Source organism: Qipengyuania proteolytica (genome assembly GCF_019711565.1).
Lineage (GTDB): Bacteria > Pseudomonadota > Alphaproteobacteria > Sphingomonadales > Sphingomonadaceae > Qipengyuania > Qipengyuania proteolytica.
This window is the reverse complement of record NZ_JAIGNN010000001.1, coordinates 1744079-1757111: the sequence shown is the minus strand read 5'-3', so window position 1 is coordinate 1757111 and position 13033 is coordinate 1744079. Positions and strand designations below refer to the sequence as shown.

The 13033-nt window shown below is 61.8% G+C and carries 12 protein-coding genes and 1 tRNA gene; 7 read left to right on the top strand and 6 right to left on the bottom strand.

What is annotated here, in order from left to right:
• Window positions 1-104 precede the first annotated feature (104 nt).
• Window positions 105-884, top strand: a complete 780-nt coding sequence (locus tag K3172_RS08495) for an NAD kinase (RefSeq protein WP_221588752.1) — start codon at window positions 105-107, stop codon at window positions 882-884.
• Window positions 885-980: 96 nt separating this feature from the next.
• A tRNA-Asn gene (locus K3172_RS08490) sits at window positions 981-1055 on the top strand.
• A gap of 162 nt (window positions 1056-1217) precedes the next feature.
• Here the strand turns inward: K3172_RS08490 and K3172_RS08485 are convergent.
• From K3172_RS08485 to K3172_RS08470, 4 genes are read right to left on the bottom strand one after another with little or no spacing between them, the layout of a single operon-like run.
• The gene (locus tag K3172_RS08485) at window positions 1218-1655 is read right to left on the bottom strand and encodes a response regulator (RefSeq protein WP_221588751.1); all 438 of its coding nucleotides are present in this window, start codon (window positions 1653-1655) and stop codon (window positions 1218-1220) included.
• On the bottom strand, window positions 1652-3607 hold the full coding sequence (locus K3172_RS08480) for a sensor histidine kinase (protein WP_221588749.1): 1956 nt from the start codon (window positions 3605-3607) through the stop codon (window positions 1652-1654). The genes K3172_RS08485 and K3172_RS08480 overlap by 4 nt, the downstream gene beginning before the upstream one ends.
• A gap of 33 nt (window positions 3608-3640) precedes the next feature.
• Entirely contained in the window at window positions 3641-4288 is a 648-nt protein-coding gene (locus K3172_RS08475) for a response regulator (protein ID WP_221588747.1), read from the bottom strand.
• The gene (locus K3172_RS08470) at window positions 4285-5292 is read right to left on the bottom strand and encodes a sensor histidine kinase (RefSeq protein ID WP_221588744.1); all 1008 of its coding nucleotides are present in this window, start codon (window positions 5290-5292) and stop codon (window positions 4285-4287) included. The genes K3172_RS08475 and K3172_RS08470 overlap by 4 nt, the downstream gene beginning before the upstream one ends.
• A 273-nt stretch (window positions 5293-5565) precedes the next feature.
• On the opposite strand from K3172_RS08470, the gene K3172_RS08465 reads away from it, so the two are divergent.
• The 4 genes from K3172_RS08465 to K3172_RS08450 all read left to right on the top strand — a co-directional run bounded on the left by K3172_RS08465 (window position 5566) and on the right by K3172_RS08450 (window position 8821).
• Window positions 5566-6168 (top strand): phosphoribosyl-AMP cyclohydrolase, encoded by a 603-nt coding sequence (locus K3172_RS08465; RefSeq protein ID WP_221588742.1) that lies wholly within the window; start codon window positions 5566-5568, stop codon window positions 6166-6168.
• A gap of 136 nt (window positions 6169-6304) precedes the next feature.
• Window positions 6305-6979: an OmpW/AlkL family protein gene (locus K3172_RS08460; RefSeq protein WP_221588740.1), complete on the top strand. Its 675-nt coding sequence runs from the start codon at window positions 6305-6307 to the stop codon at window positions 6977-6979.
• A gap of 104 nt (window positions 6980-7083) precedes the next feature.
• Window positions 7084-8286, top strand: a complete 1203-nt coding sequence (locus tag K3172_RS08455) for a calcium/sodium antiporter (RefSeq protein ID WP_221588738.1) — start codon at window positions 7084-7086, stop codon at window positions 8284-8286.
• Window positions 8180-8821, top strand: a complete 642-nt coding sequence (locus K3172_RS08450) for a DUF2490 domain-containing protein (protein WP_221589152.1) — start codon at window positions 8180-8182, stop codon at window positions 8819-8821. Before K3172_RS08455 ends, K3172_RS08450 begins: the two co-directional genes overlap by 107 nt.
• A gap of 253 nt (window positions 8822-9074) precedes the next feature.
• On the opposite strand, the gene K3172_RS08445 is transcribed toward K3172_RS08450, so the two are convergent.
• Together K3172_RS08445 and K3172_RS08440 are read right to left on the bottom strand one after the other, a co-directional pair.
• Window positions 9075-11387, bottom strand: coding sequence for a bifunctional diguanylate cyclase/phosphodiesterase (locus tag K3172_RS08445; RefSeq protein ID WP_221588737.1), 2313 nt, complete (start codon window positions 11385-11387; stop codon window positions 9075-9077).
• Window positions 11384-11995: a cupredoxin domain-containing protein gene (locus tag K3172_RS08440; protein ID WP_221588735.1), complete on the bottom strand. Its 612-nt coding sequence runs from the start codon at window positions 11993-11995 to the stop codon at window positions 11384-11386. The genes K3172_RS08445 and K3172_RS08440 overlap by 4 nt, the downstream gene beginning before the upstream one ends.
• 93 nt (window positions 11996-12088) lie before the next feature.
• On the opposite strand from K3172_RS08440, the gene K3172_RS08435 reads away from it, so the two are divergent.
• Complete coding sequence (locus tag K3172_RS08435; RefSeq protein ID WP_221588733.1) at window positions 12089-12997, top strand: DUF3034 family protein; 909 nt, start codon at window positions 12089-12091, stop codon at window positions 12995-12997.
• The last annotated feature ends 36 nt before the right edge of the window (window positions 12998-13033 follow it).

Here is a 13033-nt window from a genome sequence, read left to right as displayed (position 1 = left end):
AAGTATGCCACCGATTCCGCTCTGTTGCCAAATGGGACGTGCGTCCATAGGTACGCGCGACGCAGCCGGGGATGCCGCTGCGAAACGGGAGTTCGCGCAGAATCATGGCCGATTACAACCGTCTCGCCTTGCTGGTGTCCGACACGGATCGAGCGCAGGATGCCGCCAGCGCCTTTCGCGACCTGGCCGATTGGGTGCCGCTGGAACAGGCCGATGCGGCCGTGGTTCTTGGCGGCGACGGCTTCATGCTCCAGACGCTCCACGCCATGCTCGACACGGGTCGCACCATCCCTGCTTACGGTGTGAACCTCGGCACCGTCGGCTTCCTGATGAATCGCAACCGCAATCCCGACACGCTGCTCGCGCGGCTGGCCAAGGCGAAACCGGTGACGATATCGCCGCTCGCCATGGAAGCCACGACGCAGGACGGAACGCAGCACCGTTTCTGCGCGATCAACGAGGTGTCGCTGCTGCGCGAAACGCGCCAGACGGCAAAGATCGTGGTCAGCGTCGACGAGAAGGTACGGATCAAGGAACTCGTGTGCGACGGCGTGCTCGTTTCGACGCCCGCAGGATCGACCGCCTACAACCTCTCCGCCGACGGGCCGATCCTGCCGCTCGATTCGCAGCTGCTCGCCCTGACCCCGATCTCGGCGTTTCGCCCGCGCCGGTGGAAAGGCGCCATCCTGCCCGACCGCAGCCGAGTGACCTTTCACGTTCTGGAGCCGGACAAGCGCCCGGTCAGCGTCGTCGCCGACCAGAAGGAGCTGCGCGATGTGGCCGAAGTCAGTCTCGAAATCGCGCGCGACAGCGAACTGACGCTGCTGTTCGACCCCGGTCACGCGCTCGACGAACGCATTGTCGCCGAGCAATTCGTGGTGTGATTGCAGCACCGCTTTGGCAGTGCGGGATTTTATCGATTTGCCCGCTTGCCAAACCGGAATCGCGCCCATATACGCGCGGCCTGCCTAACGGGCTGCTCCCCGATAGCTCAGCGGTAGAGTAGGTGACTGTTAATCACTTGGTCGTTGGTTCGAATCCAACTCGGGGAGCCATTTACTTCTCAGAAGTAACGCAATTCCGGTTCCGACCTTTAAAGCGGCCAATAGCTCGACAAAAAAGTCCCTCGCCCTCATCTCGGTCGTAGACTCCCTTGCAGCCCTATGCCGAAACGACCGCTCCCGTGCGAGCGTCGGAGCGCGTTTGGAGAGGAAACCTCAACCCGCCTGGAGACGTCGATACAAGATGCGCGTCTCGAGCAGGTTGGCAATGCGAAGGCCGACCTCGATCACGTCGAAGGGTTTCGCCACGAAATCCTTCGCTCCCAACGACAGGGCGCGCCGCCGCGCCTGCAAGGTAGTGTCGGCCGTCAGGACAAGGATCGGCCGGAACTCTTCTGCCCGGTCATGACGCGAGAAAGCCTCGAGCAGTTCAAATCCGTCGATTTCTGGCATCATCAGGTCCAGCAGAACGATATCCGGCTGGAGATCGACATAGGCGCGCATCGCCAACTTAGGGTCGGTCAGGCAATGGATGTCCGTGTATCCTTCCCGTTCGAGCACGCTTCGCAGCAAGAGGACGTTGGCCTCTTCATCATCGATCGCGAGAATGCGGCAGGAGGTGATTTCGGCAGGCGCCACGAGTTGCATAGTCATGATCCTTGGATCTTTTTCGAGGCATCGTCGGCCTCGTGTTCCGCCGCCGAAGGCAGAACGGGCAGAGAGAACCAGAAGCGCGCGCCGCCCTGGACACCGGAAGCCGTCAGCGGCTGATAACCGATTTCGCCGCTCATCGATTCCACCAGGCTCTTGGAAAGCGCGAGGCCCAAGCCTGTGCCCTCGGTCGCGGACCGGCCCTGCTCGCCCAATCGGTCGAACGCCGTAAAAAGGCGCGGAACGTTGGCAGGTTCGATGCCGGGGCCGTCATCTTCCACTTCGATTATCGCGATAGAACCCTCGATGCGGCCAGACAGGCGTACGGACTTTCCCGTTCGATTGTACTTTGCCGAGTTGCCGATGAGATTGAGAGCGACCTGCAAGGCGCGTCGTTTGTCGGCGAGCACGGTCACTTCGTGCTCCGGGAGATCGAGAGTGAAGGAAAGTCCGGCCTGTTCCACCAGTGGCAGGCCGATCGCGTGCGCTTCGGTAAGCAATTCGCGCAGGCCGATCGGCTCGATCACTAGCTCGTTCGCACCGGCCTCAATACTCGAGATGTCGAGCAGGTCATTGATCAGCGAAAGGAGATGGCGCCCCGCCTTCATGATCTGCGTCACCGCGGAGCGATGCTGCGTTGCCAGATGCTCCTCGTCGATCTCGAGCAATTGCCCGAAACCGAGAATGGCATTCATCGGGGTCCGCAACTCGTGGCTCGTTCGCGACAGGAAAGCGGTCTTGGCGCGGCTGGCCGCGATGGCCTCCTCGCGAGCGCTGCGCAGTTCCTCTTCCGTGCGGCGGCGCTCGGACATGTCCCGCGTGACCTTTGCGAAGCCGCGCAAGGTGCCTTCTCCATCGCGCAGGGCCGTGATGACCACATTGGCCCAGAAGCGCGTCCCGTCGCGGCGGACACGCCAGCCTTCGTCCTCGGCAGAGCCATCCCGTATCGCGCGCTCGATCATGCGCTGCGGCAGGAATTCGCGGGTTTCAGGCGGATAGAACGAGCTGAAATGGCGACCGAGAATTTCGATTGCCCGCCACCCCTTGATACGCTCCGCCCCCAGATTCCAGGTGGCTACGTTACCGTCGGTATCGAGCGCGAAGATGCCGTAGTCGCTGACGCGGTCGACAACGAGGCGGAAGCGTTCCTCGCTCTCGCTCAGCTCCTTCTCACGGGCGCGCAGCAGGGCGCTGGCACGTCCGAGCCGCTGTGCAAGCCGCCCGATCTCGTCGGCCTCTTCCGGAAGATCGTCCAGCTCTTCACCCTGCGCCAAGCGCTCGGCATTGCCTTCGAGGACCCGCACACGCCGCACGATCCCGGTGGAGAAGAGATAGACCGCCGCGACGCTGCCGAGCAGACCGAGCAGCGCACTGATGCCGGTCAATGCCAGGAAGCGTGAGCGTACGTCGTCCACCCGTTCCCTGCGCTGGTCGAGCAGGACCGCCTCCTTGCGCTGGATGACGTCGACCTGACTCCCGAGGCGTTCGAGTAGGTCGCGGTTCGCGTTCAGTTCTTGCTCCAGCGCTTGCCGAGACGAGGCGAGATCCGCGCCGCCCCGAGACACCCGCACAATATCGCCCAGCCCCTTGCGTTTCGCATCGACCAGCTGTTCGAGGACGACGAATTCCTGTCGCACGCCGGGATCCTCGATCGCATCGTCCAGCCGTTCCATGGTCGGGGGCAATTCCCGCTCCGCCACGGAGAACGGTTCAAGAAATCTGTCCTGCCCTGTCAGTGCATAGCCACGAACCCCGGCTGCAGCCTGCGAAAGCAGCGCATGGACCTGGTAGGTGTCGCGCTGGATCGCGAATGCCCGGCGGACGTCGGCCTCGGCCCTTTCTTCCGCAGTGCTCGCAAGATAGAGCGACGCGAGCGCGCCGAACAGGATCGCGAGGGGGATGGCGATAAATACAAGGCCCTTGATCGCCAGAGGACGATCCGCCCAGAAACGCATGGGGGCTGTCTGTGGTCGCACCGCCAGTTCAGCCTACCCGTCTTCGCGCCGCATCTGCGTGATCAGCACTGCGGCCTGCGTTCGGTCGGCGACGCCGAGTTTGCCGATGATCCTCTCCACATGGACCTTCACGGTCGCCGGGCTGATTTCGAGCCGGCGACCGATTTCCTTGTTGGTAAGCCCTTCCGCGACCAGCGCCACCACATCGCGCTCCCGGCCGGTCAGCATGCGGGAAAGGTCGGCTTCACGGCCTGGAAGAGGTGCTGCGCGCATCGCGGCGTTCACAAGGTCCAGCGATACGGCCGACTGGCCCGCCCGAACCTGCGCGATAGCAGCCTTGAGTTCTGCGATTGCGGCGTCCTTGAGGATATAGCCGGCTGCCCCTGCGGCCAGCGCTTCGCGAACATAGGCAGGCATTTCGTGCAAGGTCAGCATCAATACGCGTGTTCCTAGGCCCAGCGCCACAATCTGCCGCGTCGCCTCCAGGCCATCGATTCCCGCACCCAGCCGGATGTCCATCAGGACGATTTCAGGCTGGTGCCGGCGCACCTGCTCCACCGCCTCTTCGCCGGTCGATGCCATTTCGACGATCTCGATGTCGGGACCGGCGAGAACTGCCTTGAGACCTTCGCGGGCCAGCTGGTGGTCATCGACGATCAGGATGCGTGTCGCTGCAGTCATGGAGTCGGCACCTCTGGGAGATAAGCCGTAACGATCACGCCTCCGCGTTCGCCTGCCCGCCAGTCGAGGCTGCCGCCGACGGCCGCCATGCGCTCCGACATGACACCAATGCCGATGTGCTTTCCCGAATCTTCCTGGGGCAGGCAATCACCGCGTGGGCCGCGACCGGTGTCCGCGATGCGCAAGAACCCGCTGCGGCCTTCTTTCGGAAGGGCAAGCTCCAGCCCGACGGCGCAGGGCCCTCCGGCGTGCTTGCGGATGTTCGCGATTGCTTCCTGCGCGACACGAAACAGGGCGGTTTCGAGGATCCTCGGGAGGCGATCGGCCGATCCGGTAAGGCTTACCGAAATCCTGTAGCCTTCGTCTTCCAGACCATCGGCGAGCGCGCGTATGGCCGCTTCAAGTCCGAGATCGTCGAGAAGCGTCGGGCGCAAGCCGCCGATGACCGCTCTGAGTTCCCGCACCAGGCCGCGGGCGATTTCGGCCAGCCGCGCCCGCTCCGCCGCCGGCAAATCCGGAGCCTCCGAGCCCGACCCTTCGATCAGCCTCGCGAGCGCTGTCGCGGTTTGTGCGACGCCGTCGTGCAGTTCCTGCGAAACGCGTAGGCGTTCGCTTTCCTGCGCCGAGAACATGCGTTCGACCAGCATTTCGAGCCTCTTCTCGCGATCCAGCAAGGTTTCGACCAGCCGCTGGCGCTCTCCATCGCGCCGGTTGCGGTCGATAGCGGCGCCCATGAGCTCGAGATAGAGGCGAAACGTCTCCCGGTCTTCCTCGTCGCGGATGTCCCGTTCGCCAGCCAGGCCTTCGATCGCGATGAAGCCGAGCGGCTCATCGTTGCCAACTGCGCGGATCGCGATCCCCGATCCCTCGCCGCCAGGTGTGAAGCGGGCGCTGCGATATCCCAGGAAGAAGGCCAGCCTCTCCGCGCATTGGTCGAGGACTTCGCTCAAGGCTTCAGGGCTGGCTTCGGACAAAGTCTTCGCGACGCTCGACAGTAAACGCATGCGCGCGGCACGCGCCTCTGCTGCGCGATATAGTTCACGCAGTTCCGCAACCGTTTCGAGCGGTGGAGGAGAGGAGGGCACCTGCTGTCGCATTCGTCGATATTTAGAGCAATTGGCGCAAAGCGCATAGGCCATCCGGCCTACGCTGCGCGGTTAGCCGCCCGGCAGATTTGGACCGTGCCCCGTCAGCCTAGATGAGCTTCGTCGGGTTGATCCCCGCAAACGGTTTAGCGCCATCGCAAGAAGATCGCGCAGGCTAACAGGAGACGAAACATGAACCTTACCCGTATCAAGGCCCTCGGCCTCGCCGCTGCCCTTCCGCTCGCTGCCATCGCTGCACCTGTCGCAGCACATGACCATGGCGCCAAGAAGACCGTATCGACCGCGACCTACGCGCCGATCACGGAAGCCGAAGTCATTGCCGCGCAGCAGGCTTGGGGCAATGCTCTGGTGGCCATCGCAACCGAATACGACAACAAGGGTCACGCAGCCGCCAAGAAGCTGGCAGGCGAGATCATCGACAGCGCTTACGGCTACAACCTCGGCCCGGTGCTGTTCAAGCCGACCCTTGCCAACGGCGAAGGCGAGCAGACTTTCCGCACGTCGCGTGACGGCGCCGTGTCCTACTTCGTCGGCGGCGATCCGAAGTTCGCTCAGGACAGCGGCTTCGCGCTTAAGGGCTGGCGTTCGTTCGAAATCGACAATGCCGGCATCCTCATCACCGGCAACTCGGCCACTTCGATGGGCCACGTGACGGTGATCGACGCCAAGGGCAATCGCACCACGGTAGACAAGACCTGGGGCTATGTCCGCGGTCCGGACGGCAAGCTGCGCATTGTGGTCCACCACTCCTCGCTGCCGTATTCGGCTGGCTAAGCGAGCCAACCCGGCCCCGGTGCGCGCTAACTCCCCCCCCCCAAGGGCGCGCCGGGGCCACCTTCCCAAGCAAAAGAGCCGAGGCCGCATCTGGGTAGCTCGCGGATCGGGCGAAGGCCGCAACAGGATCTCCCCCATGTTGAAGACCCGTTACCTTCTCGCATGCGCCGCAGTTGCGCTGCCTTTCGCAAAGCCTGCCGCCGCCCAGGAAGCCGGCGATATCCAGATCAAGGGTTTCGTCACCGGCGTTCTGCCCAATGGTGCCATCACCGAGGTCGAGACCGACCTCATCGGCTTGCCCGCGGGTTCGCAGACCGAAGCTTCGGATTCGGTCGTGCCGACCGTCGCGATCGAGTACTTCGTGTCGCCCAACTTCTCGCTCGAGACGATCTGCTGCGTTACGCCGCACGATGTCACCGGGGCGGGCGCACTGGAAGGCGCGGAACTGATCGACGATGCGATCATCCTGCCTGCAAGCCTGACGGCGAAGTATCACTTCAACCTCGGCGGCGGGATCAAGCCCTACCTCGGGGCGGGCGCGACCTACTTCATGATCTTTTCCGAGGATGTCGACGTTGACGCGGCTGCACTCGGCGCGACCGATGTCGATCTGTCGGACGAATTCGGCTTCCTGCTGCAAGGCGGTCTCGACATCGCGCTGAACGATCGCGGGCTCGGCCTCTCGCTCGACGCCAAGCGCTACTTCGTCGGCACGACGGCCACTTTCAGTGCGGGTCAGACCGTTGCGCTCCAGAGCGAACACGATCTCGATCCGTGGGTTCTCAGTGCCGGCCTCGCCTATCGCTTCTGACGATCTCAATCCTCCCGACAAGGACACCGCGCATTTCCGCGCGGTGTCCCTTCGATCCTTGGCCTTAGCGCCTCCCAGTCATCGTGCCGGGTCCATCTCCCATCATGTTCGAAACAATCGCCCTCCTTGTCGTCGGCCTGATCGGATTGCTGATCGGGGGCGAACTGCTGGTGCGCGGCGCTGTCCGCCTCGCCGAGAAAGCAGGGGTAACGCCGCTCATTGTCGGGCTGGTGATTGTCGGGTTCGGCACCTCGACCCCCGAGCTGATGACCAGCGTGGAAGCGGCCATGGCAGGGTCGCCCGCGATTGCCTGGGGCAACATCGTCGGCTCGAATATCGTCAATGTCCTAGTGATATTGGGCTTTGCGGCCCTGATTACCCCTATCGCCCTGCGCGGCGGGAACCTGCTGCGCGATACCGGCGTGTGCGTCGCGGCATCGTTGGGGCTTCTGGGGCTGACTGCGACCGGTTGGCATGGGGCATGGATCGGTCTTGCAATGGTGGCCGGCCTCTTCGTCTATATCGTGCGCTGCTATCGTGACGAGCGCGTGGGGGCGGCCGATGCCGTCCACACGGCGGCTTTCGACCGCCAGCAGGCGCTGGAAATCACCGATACCGCCCTGCACCAAAAGGAGGAAAGCTGGTGGAAGGCCTTTCTGCTGCTGCTTGCCGGACTGGCTCTGCTGATGCTGGGCGCGCGCTTTCTCGTGAGCGGAGCGATCGACCTGGCCCGGATCGCCGGCCTCAGCGAGGCGGTGATCGGCCTAACGATCGTGGCGATCGGAACCTCGCTGCCAGAACTAGTTACCTCGGTCGTCGCCGCGCGCAGGGGTGAAGCCGAGATCGCTTTCGGAAACGTCATCGGTTCCTGCATCTACAATATTCTCGGGATCGGAGGCGTGACAATGATGGTCAGCCCGGCTGCAATCCCGGTGACGCTCTTTCCCTTCGATCTCGGCGCAATGGCAGCGACTGCGATCGCGGTCCTGGTCGTGAGCTTCACTTGGAAGCGTTTCGGTCGGCCGGCCGGTGTCGTCCTGATCCTGGGATATGCGGCCTATGTCGCAGCATTGCTTGCCGCTCCCGTGACCCACTGCCCGGCCGCTGCTCAGCCGCCGCTGCCGGCATTGCAACCCTCACAGCACTTCCTGATTCCGACCCACCAATTATCGAAGGATACAAAAGGTGAGAAGACAAGGCATTCTCGTTGCATCGGTAGCATTAGCGATAATCCCGTCGACCGCCTACGCCAGCGACGACGCCGCGGAACTGTGGGTCAACCCCTCTGTCGAAGTCGGACTGGATGACGACACGGCCTTCGAACTCGAAACCGCACAGCGCTTCCGTTCGGAAAACGACGGCCGGGTGGACACCTACTTCTTTCGCGGCTGGGTCAAGCAGGACATTGCCGACAACGCCGCCTTGGCCGGTGCGGTCGAGTATCGTATCAACGACGGCGGATCAAACGAAGTTCGCACGATGCAGCAGCTTTCCACCAGTCACGGTTTCCTGAAGGCACGGCTACGGATGGAACAGCGCTTCGTCGACGGAGCCGATCGCATGGGCTTGCGCCTCCGGCCCCGGCTCGGCGTAGGGTTCGACCTGACCGCGGACGGTCGCTGGTCCGCAGGAGCCGATGCTGAACTCTTTTGGGTACTGCGGGGCAACAATGTCGGTAGCGACACGGGCATCACGGGCCTGCGTACGACAGTCGGCGTGGAGTACGAGGTCAGCGAGAACCTCTCGCTCGGCTTGTCGTACTTGCGCCAACAGGATTTCGAAGATGGCGTCCCGGATGAAATCGGCCATGCGCCCCTGATCGCCATCGAATATTCGTTTTGAGGGGCAGATAGGCCCCTGCAACTGGCGGGTGAGCTCAAACTTTAGTTCGGACAGGTGCCTGCCTAGCCCTTAAGTGAATGGACGGAGAAATTATCTCAGAGTGGCCTTTTCCCACCCCATATCCGGACATTCGCGGTGCTCATTCCCGGAGCAGAGCCGCCGGTCCGCTTTCAGGCATTCGCAGGAATAGCCCTAACGTCCAAAATGAGGGCGCAAAGCTGACCAGCTGATCTGGTGCTGGAATGCGATCTAGTCATTTTGTCAATTGCGCCGAAGCTATGTCGGTAGAGTCAATGCCTGCCCACGACTGAACCTGCTGCGCCGACATCGGACGGCTGAGCAGGAAGCCTTGTATGCTTCGGCAACCTTCACGACGTAGGATATCTAGCTGCTCAATGTCTTCCACGCCCTCAGCCAGCGTCTCCATACCTAATGCTTCGGCCAAGGTTGTGATCGCACGAATAATTGCGTGGCCGTTCTCGCCATTCGCAAGATCGGTGACGAAGCTGCGATCAATCTTGACCTTGTCGAAGGGGAATGAGCGCAAGTAGCTGAGCGAAGAATACCCAGTGCCGAAATCATCAAGCGCAATCCGCACGCCGAGATCGCGCAATTTGTGCAGGATCGCCATAGTCTTCTCGACTTGTGCTATGAAGATGCTCTCGGTGATCTCAAGCTCGAGGCGCCTTGGCGCTATGCCCGAGGCGGCAATCGCATTGAGGATCTTGGCGACGAGATCTGGAGAGCTGAACTGCTTCGGCGAGATGTTGACTGCTACGGCGAGATCATCATCCCACTGACTTGCCTGATGACAAGCCTCGCGGATCACCCATTCGCCTATTGGCAGTATTAGGCCGGTTTCCTCGGCCAGTGGAATGAACTCGACGGGCGGCACCATGCCCCGTTTCGGGTGATTCCAACGGATCAAGGCCTCGAAGCCTTTGAGCTTCTCTTCAGTCAGGCTGTACAGCGGTTGGAAATAGAGTTCGAATTCACCGTCGCTTATCGCCCTTCGCAGATCGAGCTCCATCTGTCGGCGCTGCCGGGCCTGCTCGTCGAGCGAGGGCTCGAAAAAATGGTAACAGGATTTGCCTTCGTTCTTAGCCCGGTAGAGCGCCAGATCGGCATGCTTCATCAGCGTGACGCCGTCATCGCCATCGGACGGCGCGACCGCGATCCCGAGGCTGGCAGAGCAATCCGCCTTCTGGCCTTCGATATCCACCATTCGCATAAAGCAGGACTGGACCTTGTGAGCCAGCGAGTTGAGGTCTTCGTCTGGCGGGATCATTTCTATGAGAATTGCGAATTCGTCCCCGCCCAGGCGGGCGACGGTTGCACTCGACAGATCCTTGCGCAGAAACTTTGCGACATCCCTTAGAAGAGCATCACCGGCCGGGTGACCAAGCGTATCGTTGACGACCTTGAAATCGTCGAGGTCGGCATAGACCACCATCACCATTTGGTTGTCTTTCCGACGTGCCAGCGCCAGCGTTAGTTGCTCGGTAAACAGCTTCCGGTTCGGGAGATTGGTAAGGCCATCGTGCAGTCCGACATGGACAATGCGCTTCTCGCGTTCGTCGATCGCCTCGATCATGACGTTGAAGCTTTTGGCCAGTCGGCCGATCTCGTCATTGGTCTCGACCGGCACCTCGACCCGCTCGCCCGCGCTGATCAAGCGGGTTGCTTCATCGAGTTTGCGCAATGGCGCTGTCATGGTTTTCGCTACCCGCCAGCTCAATGCCACCACGAGCAGCAAACCAGCCCCCGCCAATGCAGCCAACAACCAACGGATGGCGGAGTAGTCGGCGAGCGAGCGGGTTAGGGAGTGTTTGAGAACCAACTGAGGGCGCAGCTCGTCCTCGAGAGTCGGCAGCTCCGATACTCGATAGAGAAACCGCTCTCCTTCGGATCGTTCGAACACTTTACCAGTTGGCGCAGCCGCAACCACATCGGGCAGGACTGCGCGCCGCACAACCGAAGCCTCGAGATCGATAGCTGCGAGATCGACCAAGCGCGCCAGTTCAGAATTGTCGAGCGGCTGGGTCACGACGAGCCAGCCCACGAGGTCCGGAACTTTGATCGGCGATGCTGCGGCGAGAGCCAACTTGTCGCCCTGCCGGATCACGCCGTAGGTCTTGCCCTCGTCCAGCGCATTCCAGAGCTCCATCGGGTTGGGCATCGCATCGCCGCTCGAACCCGTGAGCGTGGCATCGTAGCCGACCACGAACGCCGAGTTACTACCGGAGCGGGACCGCAAGCTATCTAGGGCACTGGAAAGCGTCGGGCGATCATTCGTGGCCACTGCCTCGCGGAATCCGAAATCCCGCGACAACACATCAGTCGAGCTGCGCATCTGCCGAGCGCGCAGGACTAGAATTTCGTCGAACACCCGGGCATTCGCGGCGAGATCACGAGTTGTTGCATCCTCGGCGAAACGGTCGATGCCCTGTCCTACGATTATGAGGATCGTCGCAAGGACCGCGGCAAAAAGGGCGGCATAAAGTGCTGCCATGCGCAGCTTCAGTGAACCGAAGCGCAGCAGGTCGATACGGCCAAGCGCGGTCATCTAAGGCGGACCTTGAACTTGCGAGAAAATACGCCACTCAACGTAACGGCGGTTTTCGTCTCATTTCCTGGAGCCCGCAAACGAGGGTGCCATATGGTCAACCCGGCCGCTCCTCCGGGTACCCCTGAAATGTTGGCAATGCCATTGCTGTCGGTCTTCGCCGCGAAAGGGGTTTCGACCACACGTATATATCCACGCATATCATCGTGAATGTTGCAACCCAGCGCCGCCGGCCCGGCAATATTGAAACGTTGGGTCCTGGTCTGGTCACGCCCATAGAGGTCGATTTCGAACCGGGCGATCGGCGAAAAACTGTAAATGCTGTGCCGCACGCGGTCGAGATTGGGAAACGCCACGCTAGCACCCTTGGCCACGATCAGCGTGCCTGGAACGAACTGAAGCTCCTTCTGGGCCATAGCAGCGCGCCAAGGAAAGCCCGACGGTGCGCCGATGCCGCTTGTGGGCATAATCTCCACGACCGCATCGCGCACCGGCACCCCGCGTTCATCAACGACCTGCACACGCGCAGAACCACTGCTGCCAGCCAGCAGGTGTGCGGCAGGCAAGCCAAGGCCTAAGCACGCAATCAAAAGAGCGATCAGTCTCATGCGTTCGGCTGTTAATCTCCAAAGATTAACGAACTCCTCGGGAGTGGCACACAATTAGCGGCCTCTTAACCACGTCGATGTACGAAGCCGGACATGAAGAAAATTCATGCTCTTGCCGCATGGGCCACCAGCCTAGTCTTGTTTGCCAATCCGGCTAATGCGCAGGACGAAGAAGCCGGCGCTCCTCCCACGTCGGGCCAGGGCCTGTTCGAAGGCGGAAAATTGTTGCTTACGAACGGCGTCAGCTCCGTCGAAGGTGCCAGCGGTGGCGGCATAGCCACCTGGGCGACGATTGGCGGGCTCGAGGCTGAAAGTGGCATCGGACTTACCGGCCACGTGACGCTAGTAGAACTGCCGGATTACGGATGGCAGAGCCACGGGGTCGCCATCGGTATCGCCAATCGCCTGGAGCTATCCTATGCGCGGCAGAACCTCGACACGCGCGACGTGGGCACCGCCCTCGGCCTAGGCGAAGGCTACACATTCAACCAGGATGTGTTCGGTGCCAAGGTTAGGGTCTTCGGAGACCTCATTTATGGTGATCCGCTCATCCCGCAGGTAAGTGTCGGCATCCAGCACAAGCGTAGTCGTGACGCAGCCATCTTGCAGGCCGTCGGCGCTGGCAGCGCTGAGGGGACCGACTTCTTCGCCAGCGCGTCGAAGCTATTCCTCTCGCGCAGCGTGCTGGCTTCCGCGACAGCGCGCTTCACGTCAGGAAACCAGGGCGGGTTGCTAGGATTTGGGAATGCGGCCGATAAAGGTCGCGAACTGCGGTTCGAAGGCTCGGTCGCCTATCAGATCTCGCGTCGAGCGGTGCTTGGCGCGGAATTTCGGAGCAAGCCCGATAATCTGGGTCTGGGCGAGGACGATTGGATGGACATTTTCGCAGCCTATGCCCTGACCGATCACATTACGCTAACCGCAGCCTATGCTGATCTCGGTTCGATCGCCACGTTCGAAGATCAGCGCGGCGCATATTTGTCCGCACAGGTCGCGTTCTGACCCCGCCGCTCCCACGCAAGCTAACCAGCCAACAAG

Bases quoted from the DNA above. Each gene is read 5' to 3' on its own strand.
- K3172_RS08485 (WP_221588751.1), bottom strand. From the start codon at position 1,655: ATGACTATGCAACTCGTGGCGCCTGCCGAAATCACCTCCTGCCGCATT.
- K3172_RS08460 (WP_221588740.1), top strand. From the start codon at position 6,305: ATGTTGAAGACCCGTTACCTTCTCGCATGCGCCGCAGTTGCGCTGCCT.
- K3172_RS08480 (WP_221588749.1), bottom strand. From the start codon at position 3,607: ATGCGTTTCTGGGCGGATCGTCCTCTGGCGATCAAGGGCCTTGTATTT.
- K3172_RS08475 (WP_221588747.1), bottom strand. From the start codon at position 4,288: ATGACTGCAGCGACACGCATCCTGATCGTCGATGACCACCAGCTGGCC.
- K3172_RS08495 (WP_221588752.1), top strand. From the start codon at position 105: ATGGCCGATTACAACCGTCTCGCCTTGCTGGTGTCCGACACGGATCGA.
- K3172_RS08455 (WP_221588738.1), top strand. From the start codon at position 7,084: ATGTTCGAAACAATCGCCCTCCTTGTCGTCGGCCTGATCGGATTGCTG.
- K3172_RS08465 (WP_221588742.1), top strand. From the start codon at position 5,566: ATGAACCTTACCCGTATCAAGGCCCTCGGCCTCGCCGCTGCCCTTCCG.
- K3172_RS08435 (WP_221588733.1), top strand. From the start codon at position 12,089: ATGAAGAAAATTCATGCTCTTGCCGCATGGGCCACCAGCCTAGTCTTG.
- K3172_RS08445 (WP_221588737.1), bottom strand. From the start codon at position 11,387: ATGACCGCGCTTGGCCGTATCGACCTGCTGCGCTTCGGTTCACTGAAG.
- K3172_RS08470 (WP_221588744.1), bottom strand. From the start codon at position 5,292: ATGCGTTTACTGTCGAGCGTCGCGAAGACTTTGTCCGAAGCCAGCCCT.
- K3172_RS08440 (WP_221588735.1), bottom strand. From the start codon at position 11,995: ATGAGACTGATCGCTCTTTTGATTGCGTGCTTAGGCCTTGGCTTGCCT.